General features: G+C 70.3%; 29 protein-coding genes. 19 read left to right on the top strand and 10 right to left on the bottom strand.

What is annotated here, in order from left to right:
* The first annotated feature begins 2 nt into the window (after nt 1-2).
* Both JYG32_RS08045 and JYG32_RS08040 read left to right on the top strand, forming a co-directional pair.
* Nucleotides 3-1,274 carry a Zn-dependent hydrolase gene (locus JYG32_RS08045; RefSeq protein ID WP_213265237.1) on the top strand — a complete coding sequence of 424 codons (1,272 nt, stop codon included), beginning with the start codon at nt 3-5 and terminating at the stop codon, nt 1,272-1,274.
* Nucleotides 1,275-1,299: 25 nt separating this feature from the next.
* Entirely contained in the window at nt 1,300-2,322 is a 1,023-nt protein-coding gene (locus tag JYG32_RS08040; protein WP_213265236.1) for a histone deacetylase family protein, read from the top strand.
* A gap of 69 nt (nt 2,323-2,391) precedes the next feature.
* Here the strand turns inward: JYG32_RS08040 and JYG32_RS08035 are convergent, their stop codons facing one another.
* Complete coding sequence (locus tag JYG32_RS08035) at nt 2,392-3,597, bottom strand: MFS transporter (protein WP_213265235.1); 1,206 nt, start codon at nt 3,595-3,597, stop codon at nt 2,392-2,394.
* Between the two features lie 743 nt (nt 3,598-4,340).
* Complete coding sequence (locus tag JYG32_RS08030; protein ID WP_213265234.1) at nt 4,341-5,252, bottom strand: LysR family transcriptional regulator; 912 nt, start codon at nt 5,250-5,252, stop codon at nt 4,341-4,343.
* A 157-nt stretch (nt 5,253-5,409) separates the two neighbouring features.
* On the opposite strand from JYG32_RS08030, the gene JYG32_RS08025 reads away from it, so the two are divergent.
* Nucleotides 5,410-6,330: a pyridoxal-phosphate dependent enzyme gene (locus JYG32_RS08025; protein ID WP_213265233.1), complete on the top strand. Its 921-nt coding sequence runs from the start codon at nt 5,410-5,412 to the stop codon at nt 6,328-6,330.
* Nucleotides 6,331-6,598: 268 nt separating this feature from the next.
* Here JYG32_RS08025 and JYG32_RS08020 read toward each other — a convergent pair whose 3' ends face one another.
* Complete coding sequence (locus tag JYG32_RS08020; RefSeq protein ID WP_213265232.1) at nt 6,599-7,705, bottom strand: DUF2242 domain-containing protein; 1,107 nt, start codon at nt 7,703-7,705, stop codon at nt 6,599-6,601.
* 227 nt (nt 7,706-7,932) lie between these two features.
* Nucleotides 7,933-8,826 carry a LysR family transcriptional regulator gene (locus tag JYG32_RS08015; protein ID WP_213265231.1) on the bottom strand — a complete coding sequence of 298 codons (894 nt, stop codon included), beginning with the start codon at nt 8,824-8,826 and terminating at the stop codon, nt 7,933-7,935.
* A gap of 108 nt (nt 8,827-8,934) precedes the next feature.
* On the opposite strand from JYG32_RS08015, the gene JYG32_RS08010 reads away from it, so the two are divergent.
* Entirely contained in the window at nt 8,935-9,690 is a 756-nt protein-coding gene (locus JYG32_RS08010; protein ID WP_213265230.1) for a TerC family protein, read from the top strand.
* A 91-nt stretch (nt 9,691-9,781) separates the two neighbouring features.
* On the top strand, nt 9,782-10,081 hold the full coding sequence (locus tag JYG32_RS08005) for a zf-TFIIB domain-containing protein (RefSeq protein WP_213265229.1): 300 nt from the start codon (nt 9,782-9,784) through the stop codon (nt 10,079-10,081).
* Nucleotides 10,082-10,141: 60 nt separating this feature from the next.
* On the opposite strand, the gene JYG32_RS08000 is transcribed toward JYG32_RS08005, so the two are convergent.
* Entirely contained in the window at nt 10,142-10,552 is a 411-nt protein-coding gene (locus tag JYG32_RS08000) for an Hsp20/alpha crystallin family protein (protein ID WP_213265228.1), read from the bottom strand.
* A gap of 16 nt (nt 10,553-10,568) precedes the next feature.
* Nucleotides 10,569-11,009, bottom strand: a complete 441-nt coding sequence (locus tag JYG32_RS07995; RefSeq protein ID WP_213265227.1) for an Hsp20/alpha crystallin family protein — start codon at nt 11,007-11,009, stop codon at nt 10,569-10,571.
* 246 nt (nt 11,010-11,255) lie between these two features.
* Between JYG32_RS07995 and JYG32_RS07990 the strand changes: the two genes are divergently transcribed.
* The gene (locus JYG32_RS07990; protein WP_213265226.1) at nt 11,256-12,173 is read left to right on the top strand and encodes a 3-hydroxyacyl-CoA dehydrogenase NAD-binding domain-containing protein; all 918 of its coding nucleotides are present in this window, start codon (nt 11,256-11,258) and stop codon (nt 12,171-12,173) included.
* A 38-nt stretch (nt 12,174-12,211) separates the two neighbouring features.
* Here the strand turns inward: JYG32_RS07990 and JYG32_RS07985 are convergent, their stop codons facing one another.
* Together JYG32_RS07985 and JYG32_RS07980 are read right to left on the bottom strand one after the other, a co-directional pair.
* On the bottom strand, nt 12,212-12,490 hold the full coding sequence (locus tag JYG32_RS07985; protein WP_213265225.1) for a DUF4148 domain-containing protein: 279 nt from the start codon (nt 12,488-12,490) through the stop codon (nt 12,212-12,214).
* A 175-nt stretch (nt 12,491-12,665) separates the two neighbouring features.
* The gene (locus JYG32_RS07980) at nt 12,666-13,514 is read right to left on the bottom strand and encodes a LysR substrate-binding domain-containing protein (RefSeq protein ID WP_174380537.1); all 849 of its coding nucleotides are present in this window, start codon (nt 13,512-13,514) and stop codon (nt 12,666-12,668) included.
* Between the two features lie 326 nt (nt 13,515-13,840).
* Between JYG32_RS07980 and madL the strand changes: the two genes are divergently transcribed.
* The 11 genes from madL (at nt 13,841) to JYG32_RS07925 (ending at nt 22,689) form a co-directional block, all read left to right on the top strand.
* Nucleotides 13,841-14,236, top strand: a complete 396-nt coding sequence (gene madL, locus JYG32_RS07975) for a malonate transporter subunit MadL (protein WP_034183253.1) — start codon at nt 13,841-13,843, stop codon at nt 14,234-14,236.
* Nucleotides 14,237-14,247: 11 nt separating this feature from the next.
* Nucleotides 14,248-15,015 (top strand): malonate transporter subunit MadM, encoded by a 768-nt coding sequence (gene madM, locus JYG32_RS07970; protein ID WP_096472941.1) that lies wholly within the window; start codon nt 14,248-14,250, stop codon nt 15,013-15,015.
* Between the two features lie 107 nt (nt 15,016-15,122).
* The gene (gene mdcA / locus JYG32_RS07965; protein WP_213265224.1) at nt 15,123-16,769 is read left to right on the top strand and encodes a malonate decarboxylase subunit alpha; all 1,647 of its coding nucleotides are present in this window, start codon (nt 15,123-15,125) and stop codon (nt 16,767-16,769) included.
* 10 nt (nt 16,770-16,779) lie between these two features.
* Nucleotides 16,780-17,094, top strand: a complete 315-nt coding sequence (gene mdcC / locus JYG32_RS07960) for a malonate decarboxylase acyl carrier protein (protein ID WP_034183256.1) — start codon at nt 16,780-16,782, stop codon at nt 17,092-17,094.
* Nucleotides 17,091-18,014 (top strand): biotin-independent malonate decarboxylase subunit beta, encoded by a 924-nt coding sequence (locus JYG32_RS07955; RefSeq protein WP_213265223.1) that lies wholly within the window; start codon nt 17,091-17,093, stop codon nt 18,012-18,014. Before mdcC ends, JYG32_RS07955 begins: the two co-directional genes overlap by 4 nt.
* A gap of 91 nt (nt 18,015-18,105) precedes the next feature.
* A complete protein-coding gene (gene mdcE, locus JYG32_RS07950) occupies nt 18,106-18,813 on the top strand; it encodes a biotin-independent malonate decarboxylase subunit gamma (RefSeq protein WP_213265222.1) in 708 nt (235 codons plus the stop codon).
* On the top strand, nt 18,800-19,468 hold the full coding sequence (gene mdcG / locus JYG32_RS07945; protein WP_213265221.1) for a malonate decarboxylase holo-[acyl-carrier-protein] synthase: 669 nt from the start codon (nt 18,800-18,802) through the stop codon (nt 19,466-19,468). Before mdcE ends, mdcG begins: the two co-directional genes overlap by 14 nt.
* Nucleotides 19,465-20,331: a triphosphoribosyl-dephospho-CoA synthase MdcB gene (mdcB, locus tag JYG32_RS07940; protein ID WP_213265220.1), complete on the top strand. Its 867-nt coding sequence runs from the start codon at nt 19,465-19,467 to the stop codon at nt 20,329-20,331. The genes mdcG and mdcB overlap by 4 nt, the downstream gene beginning before the upstream one ends.
* A complete protein-coding gene (locus JYG32_RS07935; RefSeq protein ID WP_213265219.1) occupies nt 20,328-21,260 on the top strand; it encodes an acyltransferase domain-containing protein in 933 nt (310 codons plus the stop codon). Before mdcB ends, JYG32_RS07935 begins: the two co-directional genes overlap by 4 nt.
* A gap of 117 nt (nt 21,261-21,377) precedes the next feature.
* Complete coding sequence (locus tag JYG32_RS07930; protein ID WP_213265218.1) at nt 21,378-21,899, top strand: phospholipase D-like domain-containing protein; 522 nt, start codon at nt 21,378-21,380, stop codon at nt 21,897-21,899.
* 124 nt (nt 21,900-22,023) lie between these two features.
* Complete coding sequence (locus JYG32_RS07925) at nt 22,024-22,689, top strand: phosphoribosyltransferase (RefSeq protein WP_213265217.1); 666 nt, start codon at nt 22,024-22,026, stop codon at nt 22,687-22,689.
* Here the strand turns inward: JYG32_RS07925 and phaZ are convergent.
* Complete coding sequence (phaZ, locus tag JYG32_RS07920) at nt 22,676-23,899, bottom strand: polyhydroxyalkanoate depolymerase (protein ID WP_213265216.1); 1,224 nt, start codon at nt 23,897-23,899, stop codon at nt 22,676-22,678. The genes JYG32_RS07925 and phaZ overlap by 14 nt on opposite strands.
* Before the next feature lie 177 nt (nt 23,900-24,076).
* Here phaZ and JYG32_RS07915 point away from each other — a divergent pair, with 177 nt between their 5' ends.
* Both JYG32_RS07915 and JYG32_RS07910 read left to right on the top strand, forming a co-directional pair.
* On the top strand, nt 24,077-24,706 hold the full coding sequence (locus tag JYG32_RS07915) for a glutathione S-transferase family protein (protein ID WP_213265215.1): 630 nt from the start codon (nt 24,077-24,079) through the stop codon (nt 24,704-24,706).
* 173 nt (nt 24,707-24,879) lie between these two features.
* On the top strand, nt 24,880-25,086 hold the full coding sequence (locus tag JYG32_RS07910; RefSeq protein WP_082146089.1) for a hypothetical protein: 207 nt from the start codon (nt 24,880-24,882) through the stop codon (nt 25,084-25,086).
* A 108-nt stretch (nt 25,087-25,194) separates the two neighbouring features.
* Here JYG32_RS07910 and proP read toward each other — a convergent pair whose 3' ends face one another.
* Complete coding sequence (gene proP, locus JYG32_RS07905; RefSeq protein ID WP_174380043.1) at nt 25,195-26,679, bottom strand: glycine betaine/L-proline transporter ProP; 1,485 nt, start codon at nt 26,677-26,679, stop codon at nt 25,195-25,197.
* Nucleotides 26,680-26,933: the final 254 nt, after the last annotated feature.

Genomic DNA, 26,933 nt, shown 5'->3' with positions numbered 1-26,933 from the left:
ACATGAAAGACCTGTTGGAAATCGACGGCGCGCGTCTGTGGCAGAGCTTGGCCGACATGGCGCGCGTCGGCGCGACGCCGCGCGGCGGCGTGCGGCGCCTCGCGCTCACCGACGACGACCGGCGCGGGCGCGACCTGTTCGCACAATGGTGCCGCGACGCGGGGATGACGGTGAGTGTCGATGAAGCCGGCAACCTGTTTGCACGGCGCGACGGCACCGATGCGCGGGCCGCGCCGGTGCTGATCGGCAGCCATCTCGATACGCAGCCCGAAGGCGGCCGCTTCGACGGCGTGTACGGCGTGCTCGCCGCGCTTGAACTCGTACGCACGCTGAACGACGCGGGCATCGCGACCGACAAGCCGCTGGAGATCGTGTCGTGGACCAATGAGGAAGGCGCGCGCTTCGCGCCGGCGATGCTCGGGTCGGCCGTGTTCACGGGCGCGTTGCCGCTCGCCGACGCGCTCGCCAGGCAGGACGCCGACGGCGTCACGCTCGGCGCGGCACTCGACGCATGCGGCTATCGCGGTACGCGCGTGGCGGGCGGCGCGGTCGATGCGTATTTCGAAGCGCATATCGAGCAGGGGCCCGTGCTCGAGGCGAACGGCACGACGATCGGCATCGTCACGGGCGGGCAGGCGATCCGCTGGCTCGATGTGACGGTGACGGGCGTCGCCGCGCACGCGGGCACGACGCCGATGCCGTATCGCAAGGACGCGTATTTCGCGAGCGCGCAGATCGCGCTCGAGCTCGAACGGATCGTCGCCGGCTACGCGCCGCGCGGGCTCGCGACGATCGGGCAGGTCGGGATCCGCAACGCGTCGCGCAATACCATCGCCGGCGACGTGACGTTCACGGTCGACCTGCGCCACCACGACGATGCCGAAGTCGATGCGATGGAGCGCGACCTGCGCGATGCGTGCGCGCGCGTCGCCGCCGCGCGTGGCGTGCAGGTCGCGATCGACACGTGCTGGCGCAGCCCGGCGACGCCGTTCGATCGCGACTGCGTCGAGCTGGTCGCACAGGCGGCGGCCGCGTTCGGCTACACGAACGAGCGGATCGTCAGCGGCGCCGGCCACGATGCGATCCTGCTCGCGCGCCGCATCCCGACCGCGATGGTGTTCATCCCGTGCGTCGACGGCCTGTCGCACAACGAAGCCGAGGATGCGCTGCCCGACGACGTGACGTGCGGCACGAACGTGCTGCTCCATGCGGTGCTGGCGCGCGCCGGCATCGTGGCGCGCGTCGAAGCGGCAACCACCGCGCAGGGCGCATGACGCGGCGAACCGACGAGGACGAACGATGAAAACCTATTTCCATCCCGAACAATTGCTGCACCATCCGCGCAGCTACCTGTCGCGCGGGCAGATGCGTGAACCGCAGGAAGTGCCCGAGCGCGCGGCGCGGCTCGTCGCGGCCGTGCGCTCGCTCGATTTCGACGTGCGCGAGCCGGCCGACCGCGGCACCGCGCCGATCGCGGCCGTGCATGACATGAACTACCTGCGCTTTCTCGAGGACGCGCACCGCGACTGGAAGCAGATGCCCGACGACTGGGGCGACGAAGTGATGTCGAACGTGTTCGTGCGCGAGCCGAACCCGCTGCGCGGCGTGCTCGCGAAAGCCGCGCGCTACCTCGCCGACGGCAGTTGCCCGGTCGGCGCGAACACGTGGCGCGCCGCGTACTGGTCCGCGCAGGGCGCGCTCGCGGCCGCGGCCGACGTCAACGGCGGCGCGCGCGAAGCCTACGCGCTGTGCCGGCCGCCGGGCCATCACGCGCGCCGCGACGCGGCCGGCGGCTTCTGCTACCTGAACAATGCGGCGATCGCCGCGCAGTCGCTGCTCGGCCGCTATCGCCGGGTCGCGATCCTCGATACCGACATGCATCACGGGCAGGGCGTGCAGGAGATCTTCTACGGCCGCGACGATGTGATGTACGTGTCGATCCACGGCGATCCGACCAACTTCTATCCGGTCGTCGCGGGCTACGAGGAAGAGACGGGCGCGGGGGCGGGCGACGGCTTCAACCTCAACCTGCCGATGCCGCATGGCGCGCCGGAATCGGCGTTCTTCGAACGGCTGGACGACGCGCTGCGCGCGCTCGCGCGGTTCCAGCCCGATGCGCTCGTGCTCGCGCTCGGCTTCGACATCTACAAGGATGATCCGCAATCGCAGGTCGCCGTTACGACCGCCGGCTTCGGGCGGCTCGGCGGCGCGATCGGCGCGCTCGGGTTGCCGACGGTGATCGTGCAGGAGGGCGGTTATCACCTCGAAAGCCTCGACGCGAACGCGCGTGCGTTCTTCGGCGGGTTCGCCGCCGCGCGCTGACTGATACAGCGGGGCCGGATCGCGTGCGCCGCCCGCCTGCGCCGGGTCCCGACACCGGATGGGTGGCGCTTACGAATTCGCGGCGGCCGGTGCACGGCGGCGCTGCGCCATCTGCAGCATGACGAGCACGAGTCCGGCCGCGGCGATCAGCCCGCCGACGAGCGGCACCGCCGCGTAGCCGAAGCCGGCCGAGATCGCCGCGCCGCCGGCGGCCGCGCCGACCGCGTTGCCGAGGTTGAACGCGCCGATGTTGACGGCCGACGCGAGGCCCGGTGCTTCGTGCGCCGCGCGCATCACGCGCATCTGCAGCGGCGGCACGACCGCGAACGTGGCGATACCCCACACGAGCAACGTGACGGCGGCGCCGGCATGCGTGCCGGCGAGCAGCGGGAACGCGGCCATCGTCGCGATCAGCAGCAGCAGGAAGCCGACCAGCGTGCCGTCGAGCGAGCGGTCGGCCAGGCGGCCGCCCGCGATGTTGCCGATCGAGAAGCCGACGCCGATCAGCACCAGCATCGCGGTCACGAAGCCGGGCGTTGCGCCGGTCAGGTGTTCGAGCGTCGGCGCGACATACGTGTAGAGCGTGAACATCGCACCGGCGCCGAGCACCGTCGTCCCGAGCGCACCGAGCACGACAGGGCGCGTCAGCACCGAGAGTTCGGCGCGCAGGTCGGGCATCTTGCCGGCTTCGCCCTTCGGCAGCGCGGCGAACAGGCCGGCGATCGCGATCAGGCCGAGGCCCGCGGTCGACGCGAACGACATGCGCCAGCCGATGATCTGGCCGAGCCAGGTCGCGGCCGGCACGCCGCCGACGTTCGCGATCGTGAGACCCATGAACATCGTCGCGACCGCGCTGGCCTGCTTGTCGCGCGGCACGAGGCTGGCCGCGACCACCGAGCCGAGCCCGAAGAACGCGCCGTGGTTGAGGCTCGTCACGAGGCGGGCGAGCAGCAGCGTCGTGTAGCCCGGCGCGACCGCCGACAGCAGGTTGCCGATCGTGAAGATCGACATCAGCGCGATCAGCGCCGAGCGGCGCGACCAGCGCGCGAGCAGCAGCGTCATCAGCGGCGCGCCGACCATCACGCCGATCGCATAGGCGCTGATCAGCATGCCGGCCTGCGGGATCGACACGTGCACGCCGTCGGCGATCACGGGCAGCAGGCCCATCGGCGAGAACTCGGTCGTGCCGATGCCGAACGCACCGGCGGCGAGCGCCAGCAGCGGCAGCGCGGCGCCGCCGCCCGGGCGGGAAGGGGAAGAAGTCGTAGTGGTCACGCGATGGGCTCCTGTAATCGACGGACAACAGCACGGGGCCGTTGAGAACAGGGCGAAGTGTGCCCGCATTACTTTTGCGGAAAAAGCCGCATGCAGACGAAATTATCTTGATTTCATGTCAACAATGCGGGGCGCGTCCGGCGTGCTTGCGAGGCCCGCGGGCGGCGCGCCGGCGGGGCGACTGAACGATCGCGCCCGATTCGAAAGGTTTTCGTAACAAGCAGGGGGCGGCTTCCGGTTGGGGGATCGTGATCCAGCGATGGTTCGCGGCGGATTGACGGTCGCCTCGCGCGGCGATCCGGGAGTCGGCCGGCGACTGCACAGCGGCGCGTGGCCGGGTCGCTGATGCGCCGGCTGCAACCCGGCGCGGGCATCGCGTCGCGGCCTGAAACCCGTTGCCGGCGCGGCGCGCAGGCAAAAAAAGCCCCGGTCACAGGGGGACCGTGACCGGGGCGGAAACGCATCCTCTCTTTGGCACGAGGGTTGGATGCGCGCGAAGTATATTTCGGCACATGACGATTCGAACGGGCGTTAAACGGCCGTTTTTGGTTTCAATTTAAAAATGCAGGCGCCGGGCGTCCGCTGTCATCCGCCTTGAAGATTATTTGCGGACGCGATGCCGCTGTTTAGCGCGTTGCAATGGCTGAAACGGCGGAAACGTCGATTTGACGGAGGCCGGAATCCGTTCGTGAGCCGGCGGCACGCATTGCGTCGCGCGAGCGCTTGCCGCGCACGGCGTCCGGTCAATCCGGTTCGCCGGCCGCCTCGCGCACGGCCGCGAGAAACCGCGCGACGACGGGCGACGGCACCGCTGCCGCGCCGTCGAACACGAACTCGATGTCGAAGCGGCTCGCGAGCTCGTCGAGCGCGACGAGCCGGACCGTGCGCGGGCAGGTCGGCGACGCGCTTTCCGGCACGAACGCACAGCCCATCCCGGCCGCGACGAGGCCGATCAGCGTCGGGATGTCGCTGCCGACCTGCGCGATGCGCGGCGTGAAGCCGGCCTGCTGGCACTGCGCCATCAGGAACCGGTGGTGCGCGGCGGAGCGGTGCGCGTCGAACCAGACGAACGGCTCGTTCGCGACGTCGGCCAGCGTGCGCGGCGCGCTGAAGCGTCCGCCCGGCGGCGCGGGCATCGCGAGCACGAAGCGGTCGCTCAGCAGCCGCACGCCCGACAGGTGCGGCGCCTCGTCGCGACGCCACGCCATGATCCCGGCGTCGAGCTGGCCGCGCACCAGCGCGCTCGCCTGTTCGGCCGACAGCATCGGCGCGATCGACAGCTTCACGTCCGGGCACGCATCGCGAAACGCCTTGAGGACGTTCGCGACGACCGGCAGCGGCAGGCAGTTCGGCAGTGCGCCGAGCCGCAGTTCGCCGAGCTGGCCGGCCGCGCTGCGCAACGCGCGTTCGCGGCTGTCCTGCAGCGTCGCGAGCAGGCCGGTCGCATCCTGCAGGAAGCTCGCGCCGGCCGCCGTGAGCGTGACGCCCGTGGCGCGGCGGATCAGCAGCGGCGTGCCGATCGCGTCCTCGAGTTCGCGGATCTGCCGCGACAGCGCGGGCTGGACGATACCGGCCGCGCGAGCGCCGGCCATCACGCTGCCGGCTTGCGCGACGGCTACGAAGTAACGCAGGTGACGCAGTTCGATCTGGCGCATGCGGAGCCCGTTCCGGTGGGTGGATATGCCTGTGAAGCATAGCAAACGTCATTGATTGGTATTGGAAAGCATGACGCGCGTGCCGTACGATGACCGTCGTTGCCGCACTCGTTCGTGAGTCGCGTGCGTTCCCTCCGTTCTGATCGTGTCCCGCCCCATGCCGCTTCATATCCCGACCCCTTATATCCGCTCGCAAATCGCGTCCCGCCGGCTCGGCAGGACCATCCGGCTGAAGCTCGACGCGCTGCAGCCGTCGGGCTCGTTCAAGCTGCGCGGCATCGGCGCCGTCTGCGAAGCGCGGCACGCGGCCGGCGCGCGGCGGTTCGTGTCGTCGTCCGGTGGCAACGCGGGCATCGCGGTCGCGTACTGCGGCCGCGAACTCGGCGTGCCGGTGCTCGTCGTCGTGCCGGAAAGCGCGTCGGCCCGCGCGCGCGAGCTGATCCGCGTCGAGGGCGCGGAGCTGGTCGTGCACGGCGCGAGCTGGGCCGACGCGAACGCGTTCGCGCAGTCGGCCCTCGGCGAGCACGACGCGTTCGTGCATCCGTTCGACGACCGCGTGCTGTGGCAGGGCCACGCGACGATGATCGACGAGATGGCGGCCGTCGGCCCGAAGCCCGACGCGGTCGTGCTCGCGGTCGGCGGCGGCGGGCTGCTGTGCGGCGTGCTCGAAGGGCTGGCGCGCAACGGCTGGCATGACGTGCCGGTCGTCGCGGCTGAAACGGAAGGCGCCGACTGCTATGCGCGCTCGGTCGCGCAGGGGCGCCCGGTCGAATTGCCGGCGATCACGAGCATCGCGACGACGCTCGGCGCGAAGCGGCCGTGCGACGCGGCGGTCGAATGGGCGACGCGGCACGAGATCCATCCCGTCGTCGTGTCCGATGCGGACGCGGTGGCCGCGTCGCTGCGGTTCCTCGACGAGCATCGGATCGTCGTCGAGCCCGCATGCGGCGCTGCGCTGGCCGCGCTCGAGCGGCCGGTGCCGGTGCTGACGGCGGCATCGGACATCGCGGTGATCGTCTGCGGCGGCGTGACGGCGACGGTCGAGTATCTGCAGACGCTGCGCGCGACGTTGCGGTAAGCGCGGGAGCCGGCACGCGGGTTGGTCGGCTGACGGAAGGACGATCGTCGATTTTGGCGACCGCGGGCATCGGCTGCGCGTGGCTTGCAGTGAAGCGTCGACGTCACGTTCCCGTTATCTCAATGGCGGAAAGGCAGCCGGCAGGCAGCCGGACGCGCGGAAATCTCCGCGGGGGATGAAGGGGAAGGGGGCGTATCGTCGCGCTGCGCCGGATGCGGCCGGGCGCGACGATACGGCCGGCCGGTTGGACGGCCAGTTGGACGGCCGGTCAGTTCGCGGCCGGTGCGCTCGCGCCGGACGGCGCGGATGACGCGACAGGGTTCGCAGCGGCGGGGGCGGGCGTTTTGTCCGCCGAAGCAGGCGATCCGCTCGACGGCGCGGATGCCGATGCGGGGGCGGATGTTGCGGACGCCGGCGCCGGCACGGCCGATGCCGGCGTTGCAGCGGCCGGTGCCGACACGGCGGGCGTCGATGCCGCCGGGCTGGAAGCGGGGGTAGACGGGGCCATTGGTGCAGGAGCCGAAGTCGGTGCGGGCGCCAAACCGGAAGCCGACGCAGGTGCATGCACCGAACCAGCCACCGAACCAGACGCCGCCACCGGCGCGGCAGCACGCATCGCAGCCGGCGCGACAACGGCCGACGCCGCGGCCGGCACGGCGTTCGCGCCCGACCCGGGCGCGACACCCGGCACCGAAAGCGGCACCGGCGCCGCGGGCGGCGTCGGCACGACCGGCGTCGTCATCTTCATCGGTTCGCCCTGCGGCGTCGGCGCGGGTTCGGGCAGCGGCGTGACGGCTTCCTTCTCGGCGGCCTTGACGGTGGCGCGGTCGCGGCGGGCCGGGTCGATCTTCAGGAAATGGTCGACGAGATTGAAGAAGCGCTCGTAGAACACGCCGGCGGGAATCGTCTCGCTCGCGGTCTTGACGAGCGCATCGTCGCTCGACCCGATCGGCAGCGACAGCGAACCGAACACGCTGAGGCCGACGCTGGCCGACGTATTCGACTTCTTCAGCGTGTAGCGATCCTGCACCGCGTTCACGTACGCGATGCTCGACGAACCGTCCGCGTTCGCATCCGCGCACACGACGTGAAACTCGATCACGACGTGCATGTCGTTGTTCGGCTGGAAATTCTTGCTGCCGTCGACCGCGTCGTTGCGCGACGACGACACCACATAACCCTGGCTCAACAGCGCGCGCCGCGCGGCCTCGCAGGCCGCGTCGGATTTCGAGTGGAACGTATGCGCATACGGGCTGCTCGTCGCGTCGAACTGTTCCTGCTGGTAGATCGGCTTGGGCGGCGACGAGCACGCCGCCAGCACGGCCGCGGCCGTGAGCGCGCACGAAACGGAAAACAGGCGAAATCGGTTGTGCATGGCGTCTTTCAGAAGGCTCGGCAAGATGCCGCGCCGGGTTGCGCGCGTCGCGCGGCAACCGGATGGCGGCCGTCGCGCAAGGGCGGGGCCGGTAACGGGCGCGTGGCAATCTCGGATGGCCGGGGCGTCATTATAGTTTCGTTTGATGTCGCGTTCGCTTCAGGGGCTGTTTCCGCCCATGACGGTTTCGGCGAGCCGTTGCCGGCGAGCACGATCGCGAACCGGCGCTAGCCGGCCGGCGACGGCCGCGCGCAAGCCAGCAATTGCGACGTCAGCGGATGATGTTCGCCGCGCCGCGAGCGGATCGCGTGGATCTCCTCGGTCACGTCGCCCGCGCGCCCGAGCCGCCTGAGGCCGCCCAGCAGCGACGCGTCGTTCGCGCCGAGCTCGCTCAGCGGGAACACGCCGAGGCCGCGCGCCGCGAACACGGCCATCAGCGCGCTGTCCTCGAATTCCCCGGCTACCCGCGGCACGATCCGTTCGCCTTCCAGCCACCGGTCGAGGCGCGCGCGCAGCGCCGAATGCGCGGTCGGCAGCAGCACGGGCAGGTCGGCCAAGCATTGCGGAAAGCGTTGCCGCGCGGCCGGCGTGACGAGTGCCGCGGGCCCGTACCAGTCGACCGGCGATGCGACGAGCCGCTCGCTCGTCACGCGCAGGTTCGACCCCGACGGCGCGCCCTGGCCAGCCAGCACGAGATCGAGATGATGCAGCGCGAGTTCCGCGAGCAGCGCATCGTGCTCGCCCTCGTGGCACAGCAGCCGCAGCGTGGGCGTGTCGAGGACCGGCGCGAGGATCGCATGCGCGGCGAGCTTCGAGATGCCGTCCGCGAGGCCGACCGCGAGCCGCACGGTCGGCTGGCTGGCCGCCGCGCGCACTTCGTCGGGAATCAGCCGCCCCATCTCGAAGATGACCTCGGCGCGCGCATACGCGGCTTGGCCCGCGTCGGTCATCGCGACGCCGCGCCCGACCGGGCGCAACAATTGGTGCCCGAGCGATTTCTCGAGCTCGCGCACCTGCGCGCTGATCGTCTGCACGGCCATGTCGAGCCGCCCGGCCGCGCGCGCGAAGCCGCCTTCCTTCACGACGACCCAGAAATAGTACAGATGTCGAAAATTGAGCATCGGATCGAAACTTCGTGAAAACCGAACCTAAAGTCAGATTCTCTCTGATTTTTCCGAAGTCCGGGGCGGAATATCATCGGGCTTTCCACTTTCGTATCGGCCCATTTCATGGACTACCTGCTGACGCTTGCCGTCGACCCCGCCGTCTGGGCTGCGCTCCTGACGCTCGTCGTGATGGAAGTCGTGCTCGGCATCGACAACCTGATCTTCATCTCGATCCTCAGCAACAAGCTGCCCGAAGCGCAGCGTGCGCGCACGCAGCGTCTCGGCATCGCGCTCGCACTGGTGATGCGCCTTGCGCTGCTCGGCAGCGTCGCGTGGATCGCGAGCCTCACCGAACCCGTGTTCACGATCTTCGACCACGCGTTCTCGTGGCGCGACATGATCCTGCTGTCGGGCGGCCTGTTCCTCGTATGGAAGGCGACCACCGAGATCCATCACCACGTGTCGCACGACGGTGACGGCTCGGGCGGCTCCGGCGGCGCGGCCGGCCTGACGGTGTGGGCCGCGATCGGCCAGATCGTGATGCTCGACATCGTGTTCTCGATCGACAGCATCGTGACCGCGATCGGCATGACCGAACACATCCCGATCATGTTCGTCGCGGTGATCGTCGCCGTGACCGTGATGCTGTTCGCTGCGCAGCCGCTCGCACGCTTCATCGACCGCAACCCGACCATCGTGATGCTCGCGCTGTCGTTCCTGGTCGTGATCGGCATGACGCTGATCGCCGAAGGCTTCGGTTCGCACGTGCCGAAGGGTTACATCTACGCGGCGATGGCGTTCTCGGCTTTCGTCGAGGGCATGAACATGCTGGCGCGGCGCGCGAAGGCGAAGCGCGCGGCACGGGTGGAAGGCCACTGAGCCACCGCGTGCGATGCCGGCCGCTGCGACGGCCGGCTCGCGCGCCTTCATACGGAATTCGTCAGGAATTCGCACGGAAAGGAGAAACGCGATGAAATGTCCTGTCTGCAAGACGCCCGACCTGCTGATGGCCGAGCGCCAGTCGATCGAGATCGACTACTGTCCGACGTGCCGCGGCGTGTGGCTCGATCGCGGCGAACTCGACAAGCTGATCGCACGCGAGAGCGGCGATGCGCCGGCGCGGCGCGACGAGCCGCCTGTTTCGCGCGACGCCCACGCGCCGCGCGATCGCGACAACTGGGGGCGCGACAATCGCTCGCACGACGACCGTCACCGGCACGACGGCCAGCGCCGCCGCAAATCGATGTTCGACCTGTTCGATTTCGATTGAATCCGGATACGGCGCCCACGCATGCGCGTCGCAACATGTCGCGCCTCGGCGCGCCAACGCTTACGCGTTGCCGGCTGTCACGTCGATGCGGCGCGGGCGCGTTTCTTCGCGGCGCGGAATCGTCAGCGTCAGCACGCCGTCGCGCAGGTTCGCGTCGATCCTCGACGTGTCGAGATCGGGGCTCAGCACGAACGTGCGCGCATAGCGCGGCGCGCGGACTTCGGCGTGCCGCACGCGCAGATCGGCCGGGATGTCGATCTGCGTATCGGCTTCGATCGTCAGCGTGTTGTCGTGCACCCTCACGTCGAGGTTCTCGCGCGGCACGCCGGGCAGGTCGGCCCGCAGCGTGACGCCGAGATGGTTCTCGACGATGTCGACGGCCGGCGTGATCGCGGGCCGGCGCGCGGCGTCGGCTGCGGCCGGGTGAGCAGTGGCGGTGTGGCGTTCGGCCACGGTCGGGTTCGTATTCATGTCGGTATCCTGAATATTACTGAACGGTGATCGCACGCGGCTTCGACGTTTCGCGCCGGCCGACGCGAATCAGCAGGCAGCCGTTTTCGTAACGCGCGCTGACGTTGTCGGCGTCCGCATTCTGCGGCAGTTCGACGACGCGTCGGAACGTGCCGTGAAAGCGCTCCTGCGCATACGTGCGTACGTCGTCGCCTTCGCCGCGCGGTGCCGGTTTGCGCTCGCCGCTGATCGTCAGCAGGTCCTTGTCGATCGATACGTCGAAGTCGGCCGCGGCCATGCCGGGCGCGAATGCGACGATCTCGATCGCATCGTCCGTGGCGCCGACATTGAGCGCGGGAAACGCGCCCGGCCGTACCGCGCGGATGCCGGACGGGAGTTCGCCGAACAGGTTCGCGACCTGCCGCTGCACGCGGGCGAATTCGTCGAACAGGTCGTGGCCGTTATGGATACCGCTCATGTTGATCCTCCGGAACAGGGAACGCGGGAGACGTGACGGCGCGACGCCTGCGGCGGGCGCGACGGGTGGCTCCACTGGGTCGAAACGGGGGCAGTGCGTTGCATGGAGCACTGCCCGGCAACGCGTAATTAGTGGCCGCCGCAGCGCATTTCAAGAGGGAACCTGCAACTTGCGTCAACGCGTGCCCGTGCGATTCGATGCGACAATCGCCGCGATCCATCCGCAGACCAACGACACGGGACAACCATGAACATTCGACGCATCGCGATCGTCGGCGCCGGCGTGATCGGCGCGAGCTGGGCAGCTTTCTATCTGGCGCAGGGCTTCGACGTCGTCGCGACCGATCCGGCGCCGCAAGCCGACGCGCGGCTGCGCGACGCGCTGGCCGCGTTTCTCGGCGACCGGGCCGCCGAACTTTCCGCGCGGCTGTCGTTCGACGCCGATCTCGTGCGCGCGCTCGACGGCGTCGATTTCGTGCAGGAGAACGGCCCGGAACGGCTCGACCTGAAGCGCGCGCTGTACCGGCAGATGGACGACGTGCTGCCCGCGCACGTGCCGATCGCGTCGAGTTCATCGGGCCTGAAGATGTCCGACATCCAGACCGCGTGCGCGAAGCATCCGGAGCGCTGCCTGATCGCGCATCCGTTCAATCCGCCGCACCTGATTCCGCTCGTCGAACTGGTCGGCGGCGACGCCACCGGCCGGGACGTGATCGCGCGCGTGAAGGATTTCTACGACGCGCTCGGCAAGCAGACGATCGTCCTCAACAAGGAGATGACCGGCCACGTCGCGAACCGGCTCGCGGCCGCGCTGTTTCGCGAGGTGTATCACCTCGTCGGCGAAGGCGTCGTGAGCGTGGCCGACGCGGACAAGGCCGTCGCATGGGGCCCGGGCCTGCGCTGGGGGCTGATGGGGCAGTGCCTGACCTATCACCTCGGCGGCGGCGCGGGCGGGATCGCGCACTTCCTCGAACACCTGTCGGGGCCGATCACGAGCTGGTGGGACGACCTTGGCACGCCTTCGTTCGATCCGGACGTCGACCGCAAGCTGAACGACGAACTGCGCGCGATCCAGGGCGAGCGTTCGATGCAGGAACTGGCGGCCGAGCGCGACCGGCTGCTCGTCGAGCTGATCGACGCGCGGCGCCGCAGCTTTCTGCCCTGACCGCGTCGCAGCGCCGCGATCGGCCGGGCCGCGATCGGTTACTGCTGCGTTGCCGTCTGCGGTGCCTGCGGCGTCTGGGCAAGCCACGAGGGGCTCGCGGCCTGCACGAGTTCGCGGTTGCGCGCGCGCGTCGCGGCGCTCGGCGGGTAGTTGCCGTCGTTCGTCGGCAGTTCGCCGTCGAGATAAGCCTGCTTGAGCTGGGCGATGACTTCCGCGCGTGTCAGGCCCTGTTCGGGCGCCGCGGCACCGGTCTGGGCAAAGGCGGGGGACAGCAGGGCGGCGGCTGTGGTCGCGACGGTGAATCGCAAGACGTTCATGGTGCGCTCCGATCAAGGGGACGGGACACCGGATGCGCGCGGCGACTTGCCGTGCGTTCCGATGGGGCCCATTGTCGCGAGCGGGTGCTGCGCAGACGATGACGCGTTCCGGGCAAAACCGTCAGTTGCGGGCGCGGCGGCGCGTGCGTGTCGCCCGCAGTCGCGCCTGTTGCTGTTACAACTCCGCCGCCGCCGTGATCAGCGTGGCTTCGAGCGCGAGCGTCGAGCGCGACGCGGCCGCCGGCCGGTCGATCACGTATTCGAGTTCGCCGAGCTCGGGCAGCCCCGCGTCGAGCCGCGCGAGCCCGGCCGGAATCACGTAGCCGGCGAACGCGCTGACGCCGAGCCCCGCGCTCGCGGCCGCGCGCAGTACCGCGATGCTGCTGCTCACCACCGCGATCCGGTAAGGCCGGCCGATCGCGTCGAGCGTTTCGAGCACGCGGCGCCGTGACACGCTCGGCTCCGGATGCAGTGCGAGCGGCAGCACGGCCTCGTGGCCGGTGATCCGCGAATCGGGGCCGGTGCACCAGTACAGCGGCTCGCTGCGGATCACGCGGCCGCGCCGGCTGCCCGCGATGCGCTTCGCGAACACGAGATCGTGCCGGCCTTCGTCGAGCGCGTCGAACAGGTCGCCCGACAGCCCGGTCGAAATCGCGAGCTCGACATCCGGATTGCGCTGTACGAAGCTCGCGAGCGCGGACGTCAGGTGCGTCGACGCGAAATCCTCCGACATCGCGAGCCGCACCTTGCCCGACAGCGGCGGCCCGCACACCGACGTGACGGCTTCGTCCATCAGTTCGAGGATGCGCACCGCGTAGCGGAACAGCGCGTCGCCGTGCTGCGACAGGTGCACGTTGCGCGTGTCGCGCTCGAAGAGCGGCCGGTCGAGCAACTCCTCGAGGCGGCGGATGTGCTGGCTGACGGTCGACTGCGACAGGCTCACGCGCTCGGACGCGGCGGTGAAGCTGCCGGACTGGGCGACGGCGACGAAACTGCGCAGCAACTCGGGCGGTAACGGACGCATTGCTAAATCCACTGAATCGGTTTCGACAACTTCATAAATGGCCGGATATTGCGGCGCTAGTATCGGATCACGCCCCGGTGCGGCCCGCAACGGGGCGCACCGGACGCGTAGCCCGCGTCGCGCCGGCGGCTGCATCGGTCAGTCTACGGCATCCGGCGTCCGGCCCGAAACCGCATCATCCCATCGACCGCCCGAGAACGCGCCCGCACGACGGGCCGCCGGGCCGCGGCGCACCGCCGCAGGAGACAGTCCGCGCACGGGATCGGCGTGCCGGCCCGGCTCCTGCATGCGTCCGGCGCCCGTCACGAAGAGACTGGAGACGACTCATGATCATCTACGGAACCGCGCTGCTGGCGTTCTGCCACCTGGCCGGACTGTTCCTCGGCGACCTGCTGGGCACGGCAATCGGCGTGAAGACCAACGTCGGCGGCGTCGGCATCGCGATGCTGCTGCTGATCTGCCTGCGCCTGTGGCTGCACCGGCGCGGCTGGTTGCCGAAGGAGACCGAGGCCGGCGTCGGTTTCTGGGGCGCGATGTACATCCCGGTCGTCGTCGCGATGGCCGCGAACCAGAACGTCGTCGCCGCGCTGAAGGGCGGCCCGGTCGCGCTGCTGGCCGCCGTCGGCGCGGTCGCGATCTGCGCATGCTGCATCGCGGTACTCGTGCGCATGGGGCGCGACGACACGGCCTTCGCGGGCGTGCCGCAATTCGAAGAACAGTGAAGGAGGCCGCCATGCTGCAGATGCTCGAAAAAGTCGTCGCCCACAACGGGCTCGTCGCGTCGTTCGCGCTGGTCGGCCTGATCATGTGGCTGTCGTCGATCGCGTCGCGCAAGCTCACGTTCGGCCGCGTGCACGGCTCCGCGATCGCGATCGTGATCGGTCTCGCGCTCGCGTATGTCGGCGGTGCGTTCACCGGCGGCGAGAAGGGGATCGCCGACGTGCCGCTGTTCGCGGGCGTCGGCCTGATGGGCGGCGCGATGCTGCGCGATTTCGCGATCGTCGCGACCGCGTTCGAAGTGCAGCCGACCGAGGCGCGCAAGGCCGGGCTCGTCGGCGTCGTGTCGCTGCTGCTCGGCACCGTGCTGCCGTTCATCGTCGGCGCGTGCATCGCGCGCGCGTTCGGCTACACCGACGCGGTCAGCATGACGACGATCGGCGCGGGCGCCGTCACCTACATCGTCGGGCCCGTCACGGGCGCGGCGATCGGCGCGAGCTCCGACGTGATCGCGCTCAGCATCGCGACGGGGCTCGTGAAGGCGATCATCGTGATGGTCGGCACGCCGGTCGCGGCCAACTTCATGGGCCTGAAGACGCCGCGTTCCGCGATGATCTTCGGCGGCCTCGCGGGCACCGTCAGCGGCGTGAGCGCGGGGCTTGCCGCGACCGACCGCCGGCTCGTCCCGTACGGTGCGCTGGTCGCGACGTTTCATACGGGCGTCGGCTGCCTGCTGGGCCCGTCGGTGCTGTTCTTCACGACGCGCGCGCTGGTCGGCGGCTAGGGTCGCATCCATCGCGGCGTCCTCTGAGTCGCATTCGTCAACATCATCAATCGGCGGCGGCGCCAGGCTTAGAATGCCGCTGAATCATCGAAGCGGGAGAACTGTTCATGACGGGATGGAATCACGCGCGGCAGGCGCGCGATGCACGCCTCGCGGCCGGCGCGGCTTACGCGCAGGGCAAGCGGGTCGACGCGCGCGATACCGTCGCGTTGCTCGAAGCGGTGCTGCGGCCCGGCGACCGCGTCTGCCTGGAAGGCGACAACCAGAAGCAGGCCGACCTGCTCGCGACGGCGCTCGCCGACGTCGACAGCGCGAAGGTGCACGACCTGCACATGGTGCAGTCGGGCGTCGTGCTGCCCGAGCATCTGGACGTGTTCGAGCGCGGCATCGCGAAGCGTCTCGACTTCGCGTATTCGGGCCCTCAGTCGCAGCGGATCGCGAAGCTGCTGTTCGGCGGCAAGATCGCGCTCGGCGCGGTGCACACCTATCTCGAACTGTTCGCGCGCTACTTCATCGACCTCACGCCGCACGTCGCGCTGATCGCGGCGGTCAGTGCCGACCGCGACGGCAACCTGTACACGGGCCCGAACACCGAGGACACGCCGACCGTCGTCGAGGCCACCGCGTTCAAGGACGGCATCGTGATCGCGCAGGTCGACCGCATCGTCGACAAGGTGCCGCGGGTCGACATCCCCGGCGACCGCGTGCATTTCGTCGTCGAGGCCGGCCGGCCGTTCTACGTCGAGCCGCTGTTCACGCGCGATCCGGCCGCGATCACCGAAACGCAGATCCTTACCGCGATGCTCGCGCTCAAGGGCATCTACGAACCGTACGGCATCAAGCGCCTGAACCACGGGATCGGCTTCAACACGGCCGCGATCGAGCTGCTGCTGCCGACCTACGGCGAGAAGCTCGGGCTGAAGGGCAAGGTCTGCACGCACTGGGCGCTCAATCCGCACCCCACGCTGATTCCGGCGATCGAGTCGGGCTGGGTCGAGCAGATCCATTGCTTCGGCTCCGAGGTCGGGATGGACGACTACATCCGCGCGCGTTCCGACGTGTGGTTCACGGGCCCCGACGGGTCGCTGCGCTCGAACCGCGCGTTCTGCCAGACGGCCGGCCTCTATGCGTGCGACATGTTCATCGGTTCGACACTGCAGATCGATTTGTCCGGCCATTCGTCGACGGTCACGGCCGAGCGGATCGCCGGCTTCGGCGGCGCGCCGAACATGGGCAGCGATGCACGCGGGCGGCGCCATCCGAGCGAGCCGTGGCTGAAGGCCGGCGCGCAAGCCGACCCCGACACGCCGGCGGCACTGCGGCGCGGCCGCAAGCTGGTCGTGCAGATCGGCGAGACGTTCGGCGACAAGAACGCGCCGATGTTCGTCGAGAAGCTCGATGCGCTGAAGCTCGCCGACAAGCTGCAGCTCGACCTTGCGCCGATCATGGTCTACGGCGACGACGTCACGCACATCGTCACCGAGGAAGGGATCGCGAACCTGCTGATGTGCCGCGACAAGGACGAGCGCGAGCACGCGATCCGCGGTGTCGCCGGCTATACGGACGTCGGCCGCGGCCGCGACCGGAAGATGGTCGAGCGGCTGCGCGCGCGCGGCGTGATCCGCCGCCCGGAGGATCTCGGCATCGATCCGCTCGACGCCGACCGCCGCTGGCTCGCCGCACGCTCGATCAAGGATCTCGTGCACTGGTCGGGCGGGCTCTATGCGCCGCCGGCCCGGTTCCGCAACTGGTGAGGATGAGGGCATGGAACAGTTGAACTATCGCTTCACCGCGCGCGAGCGCGCGAAGGGCGAGCTGGCCGCGGCGCTCGTCGGCGTGGTCGCGTCGGGCAATCTCGAAGTGCTCGTCGAGCGCGTGTTGCCGGGCAATGAATGCGAAATCGACATCCGCACCGCGGCGGTCGGTTTCGGCGCGGTGTGGCAGGCCGTCGTCTCGGATTTCGTCGAGCGGCGCACGCCGGGCGGCCTGAAACTGTCGATCAACGACGGCGGTGCGCGGCCCGACATGGTGTCGCTGCGGCTCGCGCAGGCCGTGCGCGCGATCGAGGGAGACGCATGATGACCGACGTGATCCACGACGCGCCCGCGTTCGTCGCGAACGGCGCGAGCTGGTACGAAGCGTCGGCGCGGCAGCGCATCGACGGGCTGCTCGACGCGGGCAGTTTCGGCGAATTCCTCGGGCCGGCCGAACGCGTGACGAGCCCGCACCTGCCGCTGTTCGACCTGCCGCAGCAGTTCGACGACGGGATGGTGGTCGGCCACGGCCGGCTCGATGGCCGGCCGGTGTTCGTCGCCGCGCAGGAAGGCCGCTTCATGGGCGGCGCGTTCGGCGAAGTGCACGGCGCGAAGCTCACCGGGTTGCTGCGCGCCGCGCGCGAAGTGGGCAAGCCGGTGCTGATCCTGTTCGATACGGGCGGCGTGCGGCTGCAGGAAGCGAACGCGGGCGAGCTGGCGATCGCCGAGATCATGCGCGCGCTCGTCGACGCGCGCGCGGCCGGCGTGCCGGTGATCGGGCTGATCGGCGGGCGCGCGGGCTGCTACGGCGGCGGCGGGTTGCTCGCCGCGTGCTGTTCGGCGCTCGCGGTGTCGGAGCAGGGGCGCATCAGCGTGTCGGGCCCCGAAGTGATCGAGACCAATCGCGGCGTCGAGGAATTCGACGCGAAGGACCGCGCGCTGATCTGGCGCACGATGGGCGGCAAGCATCGGCGGCTGATCGGCGGCGCGGACCGCTATGTTGCCGATACGCCGGACGCGTTCCGCGCGGCGGCGCTCGACTTGATCGGCTGCGCGCCGAAGTTTGATGAGGCGATGCTGCGTGCCGAACAGGCGCGCCTCGAGGCGCGTGTCGAGCGGTTCGGCGCATGCAAGGATGCGCTCGACGTGTGGCGAACGCTCGGTGCGAGCACGCCGGAAGCGATTCCCGGGATGCCCGACGATGCGTTCTCCAAGCTCGCCGACCAGTTACAGGAGCCGAAATGAAACGAACCCCACGCTCACTTCGTTCGCTGCCTGCCGAGGGGGCGGCTGCCTTCCTTGGGGCGGCCCTTGAGGCGGCCCGGCGGGAGGCAGCATGACGCTCGATGAAGTCCTGAACTCGCTGTTTCCGAAAGGCCATTCGATCGCGCGCACCGGCGGCCTGTTGACGGGCCACGCGGAACTGGCCGGCACGCGCGTCGACGTGATCGGCGTCGCCGACCGTTTGCCGTTCGGCATCGACGAGGCACTGACGCTCGCGTCGCGTGTGCTCGACACGATCGCGCGCGGCGGCGACACGCCGATCCTCGTGCTCGTCGACAGCGACAGCCAGCGGATGAGCAAGCGCGACGAACTGCTCGGCCTGAACGAAGGGCTGTCGCATCTCGCGAAGTGCCTGATGCACGCGGATCTTGCCGGGCACCGGACGATCGGCGTGCTGTACGGTCACACGGCCGCGGGCGCATTCATCGCGACTGCGCTCGCGACGCGCACGCTGCTCGCGGTGCCGGGCGCCGAGCCGGAGGTGATGGACCTGCCGTCGATGTCGCGCGTGACCAAGCTGCCGATTGACGTGCTGAAGGAGATGGCGCGCTCGACGCCTGTGTTCGCGCCCGGGCTCGACAATCTCGTGAAGATGGGCGCCGTCGACGCCGTGCTCGATCCGGCCCGCGCGCTCGACGCGCAGGTCGGCGAATGGCTCGGCAAGCCGGCCGACCGCATCGACCGGCGCGCGGCGCGCGGCCGGCCGGTCGCGACCGACGTCGCGCGCCGCGTCGAGGCACTCGCGCGTGCCGCACGCTGAGCTGCCGCTGCGCCGCCACACGCTCGTCACGCTGACGACGGCCGGGTGGGGCGCGGCATTCGCGCGCGATCCCGCGCTCGCGGCCGATCCGCTCGTGCGCGCATGGGCCGAACGCGGCTGGCCGCTGATCGTGCGCCGCGCGTCGCCCGACGAGGCCGCTGCCGGCCGCGTGCCGCTCGGCCTGCCGCTGCCGCCTGCCGCGGGCAAGCGGCGCATCGCGCTGAACGTTGCCGCCGACGCGCTCGCGACGGTCGGCCCGCTGCCCGCGCTGGCCGACGTGCTCGCCGCCGCGCCCGACGCATGGCACGCGCCGTTGCGCGAGCTCGATGCGCTCGGCGCGCGCTGCGGTGTGCAGGGCCGCGTGTTCGGCAGCCTCGCGTGGCAGGCGCTGACGGGCGAGCGATACCTGGGTCCGTCGTCCGATCTCGACATCGTGTTTCCGCTGCCGGACGCCGCGTCGCTCGCATCGCTGCTCGACGGCCTCGCGGCGATCGACGCGCGCGCGCCGATGCGCATCGACGGCGAACTGCTGCGCGACGACGGCGCGGGCGTCAACTGGCGCGAACTGCAGGCGCGGCTGCCCGAAGTCGCGGTCAAGACCGCGATCGCCGTCGAACTGATGCCTGCCAGCGCATTCACCGGAGACGCGCGATGAGCGCATGGGCTGCCTGCCGCGTACCGGCGCCGTCCGCTGCCGAGCGTATCGCCGAGCTGGCCGAGCGCAGCCTCGTGCTCGAGATCGACACCTATCCGAAGCCGGGGCTTGTCAGCCACGTGGACACCGGCAGTCATGCGGACATGGATGCCGCGACGTTCGCGCGCAGCGCCGCCGTGTTGCGGCCGTACTTCGCCGAACTCGCCGATGCGGGCGCGCGCGACGCGGACATGGCCGTGCTGCGCAAGATCGGCCTGCGTGCCGAGCACGCGATGCTCGCCGCGACCGGCGGCGTCAATACGCATCGCGGCGCGATCTTCGGGCTCGGGCTGCTGTGCGCGGCCGCCGGCCGGCGCGCGATGCCCGATGGAGCGGCGGGCGGGATGACGCTCGGCGCGTTCGTCTCCCGCCGCTGGGGCGCCGATATCCTCGGCGGCCCGCGCTTGCCGGACAGCCACGGCGAGCGCGCGAGCCGCCGCTACGGTGTCGGCGGCGCGCGTCGCGAGGCGGCCGACGGTTTCACGACCGTGTACGCGATCGGGCTACCCGCGCTGCGCCGCGCGAAGCGCGATCTGCCCGACGACCCGGAAGCCGCGCGCGTCGCTGCGTGCTTCGCGCTGATTGCCGCGCTCGACGATACGAACCTGCTGCACCGGGGCGGGCAGGCCGGCCTCGATTTCGCGCGGGCGACCGCACGCGCGTTCGTCGCACGCGGCGGCGTGCGCGCGCGCGACTGGCGGCCGCGTGCGGTGGCCGCGCATCGTGCGTTCGTTGCGCGCCGGCTGAGCCCGGGCGGCGCGGCTGACCTGCTCGCGATGAGCGTATTCGTCGATGCGCTCGAAGCCGACGGGGACGCGCGATGACGCTGGCGATCCTCTGTTCGGGACAAGGCGCGCAGCGCGCCGACATGTTCGACCTGACGGGCGCGGCGCCGCAGGCCGATGCGCTGTTCGCGCACGCAGGTCGGCTCCTCGGCGACGATCCGCGCGCATGGGTCCGGCAGGCGGGACCGGACGCGCTGCGCGAGAACCGTGCCGCGCAGATCCTCTGCACGGCCCAGGCGCTCGCGGCGGCCGCGCTGCTCGACGCGGTGTGGCCGCTCCGGCGTTGCGTCGCGGGCTACAGCGTCGGCGAGGTCGCGTCGTGGAGCGTCGCGGGGATGATCGATCCGCACGACGCGCTCGACCTGGCCGACGCACGCGCGCGCGCGATGGATGCGGCGAGCGGCGGCGACGAAAGGATGGCGTTCGTGCGCGGCCTGACGCGCGCACAGCTTGCGCAGTTGTGCGACGGCCGCGACGCGGCGATCGCGATTGCGAACCCCGGCGACGCGTTCGTGGTCGCGGGGCGGCAGGCCGATGTCGATGCGGTGGCCGACGCCGCCGCGCGCGCCGGTGCGGTGCGCGTCGCGCCCGTGTGCGTGCGGATCGCATCTCACACGCACCGGCTCGCAGCGGCCGTGCCGGCGTTTCGCGCGTCGCTTGCCGCGGTGCGCGTGCGCCGGCCGCTGCCCGGCACGCGGCTGTTTTCGGGCATCGACGGCGCATCGGTGCTCGACCTCGGCGCGGGCCTCGACGAGCTCGCGCGGCAGATCGCGGAGCCGGTCGAGTGGGCGGCCTGTCTTGCCGCGTGCGTGGAGGCCGGCGCGACCGCGTTTCTCGAGCTCGGCCCCGGGCGCGCGCTGGCCGAGATGGCAGGCGGCGCGTATCCCGCGCTGCCGGCGCGCAGCCTCGCGGATTTCCGTTCCGTCGACGGCGTGACGAGTTGGCTCGCGCGCGTCGCGGCCGGCTGACCGGCGGCCCGAAAACCGGCCTGAAACATACCCGCCGGGCAGCGGCTGCGCACTGTGTGTTGCGCCGGCGCAGCAGCGTCGCAGCCGGCGCTTGCCACGCGAATTGGCGTCGCTACAATGGCGCCCGCCATGAGACCAGCCGCCTTCCTTCTCGCCGCGCTTTGCTGCGCGGCGAGCGCCCACGCCAGCCAGATTCCGTCCGACGCCGCATCGGTCGGCACGTACTTTTCGTATGACAACGCGGCGGCCGATGCGACCGTCGACCTGATCGAACAGGCGCAGCGTCGCGTGCTGCTGGCCGGCTATACGCATGTGCCGCCCGCGGTCGCGAGCGCGCTGCGCGCGGCCCATGCGCGCGGGATCGAGGTACGCGTCGTGCTCGTGCGCTCGCCGCGTGCGGGCAAGACCAGCGGCGCTGGCTATCTGAAATCCGCGGGCATCGATGTGGCGATCGATGCGCGGCACGGCGATCCCGCGCCGCGCTTCGTGATCGTCGACGACAGCGTCGCGCTGACGACGCTGTCCGACGGTGCGGCCGCGCATGCGGAGACGGTGAACGTGTTCCAGCGCGCGCCCGAGCTCGCACAATCCTACGCGCAGTCGTTCTGGCGGCTGTACCGGCAGGCCAGCGGCCTCTGACCCTTCCTTCCGCGCCGCGCGCGCCGGTGTGACCCTGCTTGCATCGGCGCTGCCGATGAACCATGCTCGTTGACAGGCGCCGGCGCGGGTTTCGCGCATCCGGCGCAACGGCAGGGAGCCGATCGTGACCGAGTGTTTTGCCGATCGCGCCGATGCGGGCCGCCAGTTGGCCGGCGCGCTGAGCGACTACGCGGGGCGTAGCGATGTCGTCGTGCTCGCGTTGCCGCGCGGCGGCGTGCCCGTCGCGTATCCGGTCGCCTGCGCGCTGCGCGCGCCGCTCGACGTGCTGGTCGTGCGCAAGCTCGGCGTGCCGAACGATCCCGAGCTCGCGATGGGCGCGATCGCGACCGGCGGCGCAATGCATCTGCAGCGTTCGGTGATCCGCTCGATGGGCGTGACAGCCGCGCAGCTCGCCGACGTGATCGTGCGCGAGACGGCCGAGTTGCATCGCCGCGATGTGCTGTATCGCGGCGCCGCGCCGCCGCTGCCGGTCGACGGGCGCATCGCGATCGTCGTCGACGACGGCATCGCGACCGGCGCGTCGATGCGCGTCGCGCTGCAGGCGCTGCGCGAGCGCCATCCCGCGCGGATCGTGGCGGCTGCGCCGGTCGCGCCGGCGGGCGCGCGGGATGCGTTCGACGACCTGGCCGACGCGTTCGTCACAGTGTCGCAGCCGCTATCGTTCTTCGGGATCAGCCAGTTCTACGCGCGCTTCGAGCAGACCAGCGACGACGAGGTGCGCGAGCTGCTCGACGCGGCCCGCACGCAACGCGGCATCACGTCCGCCTGATCCGGCGCGAGCGCGTGCGCGGGCGGCCGGCCTCGGCCAGCGCGAATACGCGCTGCAGCATCGGATGGACATCGCCGTGCCAGCGTGCACCCGTAAACAGCCCGTAGTGATCGCAATCGTCGATATCGACGCGATGGCGCTCGTCGGCCATGAGGCCGCTGCACATGTCGAGTGCCGCATGCGTCTGGCCGGCGCCCGTGACCGCGTCGCGTCCGCCTTCGACGGTCAGCAGCGTGACGCCGCGCAGCGCGGCCGGCTCGACGCGCCGGCCGCCTACGCTCCACGTGCCGTTCGCGAGGCACATGCGCTGGAACACGATGTCGACCGTGTCGAGGAAATATTCGGCCGGCATGTCGAGCAGCGCCGTGTATTCGAGCAGCGCGCGCCGCGCACCGGCGAGCGCGGCCATGTCGAAGCGCGACGCGGCCAGCGCGTACGCCTCGATCAGCGACAGGAAGCGCTGCGGGTACATTAGCGCGATCTCGCCCTGCTGGAGATAGGTCGGGAACACCTGGCGGCCGTACCCCGCGAAGCCGGGCGGCACGATGTCGATCAGATGGCGGCGACACCAGCCGAGCGAGCGGGTGGCTGCGGCGGTGCCGAGCGCGCTCGGATTCAGGCGCGCGTCGAGCGGGCCGCCGATCAGCGTGACGCTCGCGGGCGGCGCGAGGCCGCGCGCGGCGCGCAGCGCGAGCGCGCCGAGTGCCGGCACGGTTGCCTGGCACACGGCAACGACGTGCAGCGGCCGATCGTCGTGCGCGAGCCCGTCGACGAAGCCGTCGAGCGTCGCGACATATTCGTCGAGCCCGAAGCGGCCCGACGCGAGCGGCACGTCGCGCGCATTGCGCCAGTCGGTCACGCACACGTCGCCGTCGGCGAGCAGCGTCTCGACGGTTTCCCGCATCATCACGGCCGCGTGCCCGGCGAGCGGCGCGCATAGCAGCACCGTACGCTGCGCATCGGCGCGCGTGAAGCGCCGCAGGTCGCAGAACGGCGTGTGCGCGACGACCCGCTCGCCGATGGCGGACCGCCCGATGTCGAAGCGCGGCGGCCCGGCCGGGCGCCCGAGCAGCGGCTCGAACAGGTCGTCGTAGCACGACGACGCGGCGTGCGGCAGCGTCGCCGCAGGCCACGCATCGAACGCGTGCCGCGTCGCCTCGCGCCAGGCGCGCATCCATTGCCGCTGCTGCTCGACGAGGGCATACCACATGGCGAACCTTGGGGAGGAAGGGGCGTGAAACTGCATTATGGTCAAATGGCCGGGCAGCGGGGGGCTGGCGTGCTGCCGGCTGATGCGTTTCAAGCGGACGCGCGCGGGCACGCTAGGCGACGACGCGCGACGCTGCTACAGTCGTCGGTCCCATTCCCCTCAAGCGGAGCGTTTGCGATGAAGCTGATCGGCATGCTGGATTCCCCGTTCGTGCGCCGTGTCGCCATTTCGGCGAAGCTGCTCGACCTGCCGTTCGAACACGAGTCGATCTCGGTGTTCCGTCATTTCGAGCAGTTCAGGACGGTCAACCCGGTCGTCAAGGCGCCGACGCTCGCGACCGACGACGGCGCGACGCTGATCGATTCGTCACTGATCGTCGACTATCTCGATCACCTGGTCGCGCCGGAGCGGCGCCTGCTGCCCGACGCCGCCGATGCGCGGCTGCGCGTGCTCGTGCCGGTCGGTTTCGCGCTGGCGGCCGCCGAGAAGACCGTGCAGGTCATCTACGAGCAGGCGCTGCGCCCGTCCGACAAGCAGCACGCGCCGTGGCTCGAGCGCGTGCTGTGCCAGCTCGAGGGTGCGTACGGCGAACTGGAGCCGCTTGTCGCGGCCGCGAACGGCTGGTTCGGCGGCGCGCGCCTGCTGCAGTCCGACGTGACGGTCGCGGTGGCGTGGCGCTTCACGCAGTTCATGGCGGCCGATTACCCGGCGCTCGCGCGGATCGATCCGGCCCGCTATCCGGCGCTTGCCGCGCATTCGGCGCGCGCGGAAGCGCTGCCGGCTTTCGTCGAAACGCCGCTCGTTTAGGGCAGGCGGCGGGGCACGAGGCTGCCCCGCGCCGTTGCCTGCCGCCTGCTCAGCCCCGCCCGGCAAACCGCCGCCGATTGTTCTCGGCGGCTGACAAGTGACTTCGCATTCGCGCTGTTTATCCGGAAGCGGCCGGTCCCTAGAATCCACTCCATCGAATCACGCATTGCCAGATGGAGCCGATGATGAAAGCCCTGATCGAATCGAGCCTGTACCACCCGTCCGTCGTGTTGCCGCTTGCCGCGCTGACGCAGTTGATGGTCGAGCGCGATTTCAATCTCGGCCAGATCGGGCTGATCGTCGCGGCACGCGGTGCGCAGGCGGCGGTGTCGCGGTCGCGTGCGCTGTTGTTCTGCCGTCACTGCGAAGCGCAAGCGTGAGGGTGGTCGCGGCTGAAGGATAAAAAAAGCCCGGCCGGCGCAAGCCGGTCGGGCGGATCGGGTTCGATCTGGCCCCGGCTTCGGCCGGGGCTTTTTCATGGGCGACGCTCAGGCGCGTGCGGGCGACACGACGCCGTAGATCTCCGAGTCGTCGTCCTCGCGCATCTGGCGCGCGAGCTGGTGCGCTTCGCGGCGCGTCGCGACGGCCGGCGGCGAGCCCTTGAGCGGCTGGCGCGCGGTTTCCGCGAGCGCGACGACCGACACGATGCCGATCACGGCGGCGCCCATCATGTAGTACGCGGGCATCATCAGGTTGTGCGTCACGTCGACGAGCCACGCGGTCACCAGCGGCGTCGTGCCGCCGAACAGCGATACCGACACGTTGAAGCCGATCGCGAGCGCGCCGTAGCGGATCTCGGTCGGGAACAGCGCCGGCAGCGCCGACGGCATCACGCCGGTGAAGCACGACAGCAGCACGCCGAGGATCAGCAGGCCGCCGAACACCGACGCCGTGGTGCCCGCATGGATCAGCATCATCGACGGGATCGACAGCACGAGCAGCCCGACGCAGCCGGCGAGCATCACCGGCTTGCGGCCGATCCTGTCGGACAGGCGGCCGGCCGCGAGCGTCATCGGCATCATCAGCACCATCACGATCAGCACGAGCACGAGGCTGTGCGATTCGTCGAAGTGCAGCGTCGACGACATGAAGCTCGGCAGGTACGACAGCACCATGTAGTCGGTCACGTTGAAGATCAGCACGAGGCCGACGCACAGCAGCAGCGCACGCCAGTTGCGCATCAGCGTGTCGCGGAAGCGCGCCTTCGGCACGGCCTTGTCCTGCGCTTCGCGCTCTTCGGCCTGGCGCTTGAACGCGGGCGTTTCCTCGAGCTTCATCCGGATGTAGAGACCGATCAGGCCGAGCGGGCCGGCGATCAGGAACGGCACACGCCAGCCCCACGACAGCAGCGCTTCCTGCGACAGCGACGCGGTCAGCAGCGCGACGACGCCCGCACCCATCACATAGCCGATCAGCGTGCCGAACTCGAGGAAGCTGCCCATGAAGCCGCGGCGCTTGTCGGTCGAGAATTCGGCGATGAAGGTGGCGGCGCCGCCGTATTCGCCGCCGGTCGAGAAGCCCTGCACGAGGCGCGCGACGAGCAGCAGTACGGGCGCCATGATGCCGATCGACGCGTAGCTGGGAATCAGGCCGATCGCGAAGGTGCCGACGGCCATCATGATCATCGTCGCGGCGAGCACGCGCTGGCGGCCGATGCGGTCGCCGAGCGGGCCGAACACCATGCCGCCGAGCGGACGCACGAGGAACGCGGCCGCGAACGTGCCGAAGGTCGCGAGCAACTGCGCGGACGGGCTGCTGGACGGGAAGAACACCTTGCCGAGCGTGACGGCGATATAGCTGTACACGCCGAAGTCGAACCATTCCATCGCATTGCCGATGGCCATTGCGCTGACGGCGCGTTTGAGCAGGCTCTGGTCGACGACGGTGATGTCGTCCGCGGCGAGCGGAGCCTCGCCGGATGAAGTGGAGGAAGAGGCAGCGGTCGGGCTGACGTGTGTTGCGGTCAAGGTCATGCACTCCTTTGACTGCGCCGGAACGGGTAGGCCGTCCGACACGGTTTGCCGGCAAGCGCGGTGTCGCGTGCGGCGCGTCGGGGCAGGCCATTAAGCACTTACTGCACAAGGGGCGGTAAAGGGCCGTAAGGGGCTGCTTCGACGCGGGCCCGATGGGCCGTCGCGACAGTGCGCTCATGAAGAATGGGCCGCGTGATGCTGGCGGCAGATGCCGGTGCGGACGGAGGTCCGGCTAACGGCAACGCCCCGGAGGG

This window comes from Burkholderia pyrrocinia (assembly GCF_018417535.1).
Lineage (GTDB): Bacteria > Pseudomonadota > Gammaproteobacteria > Burkholderiales > Burkholderiaceae > Burkholderia > Burkholderia pyrrocinia_E.
The sequence above is the reverse complement of the archived record's forward strand: the minus strand, read 5'-3'. Positions and strand labels throughout refer to the sequence as shown.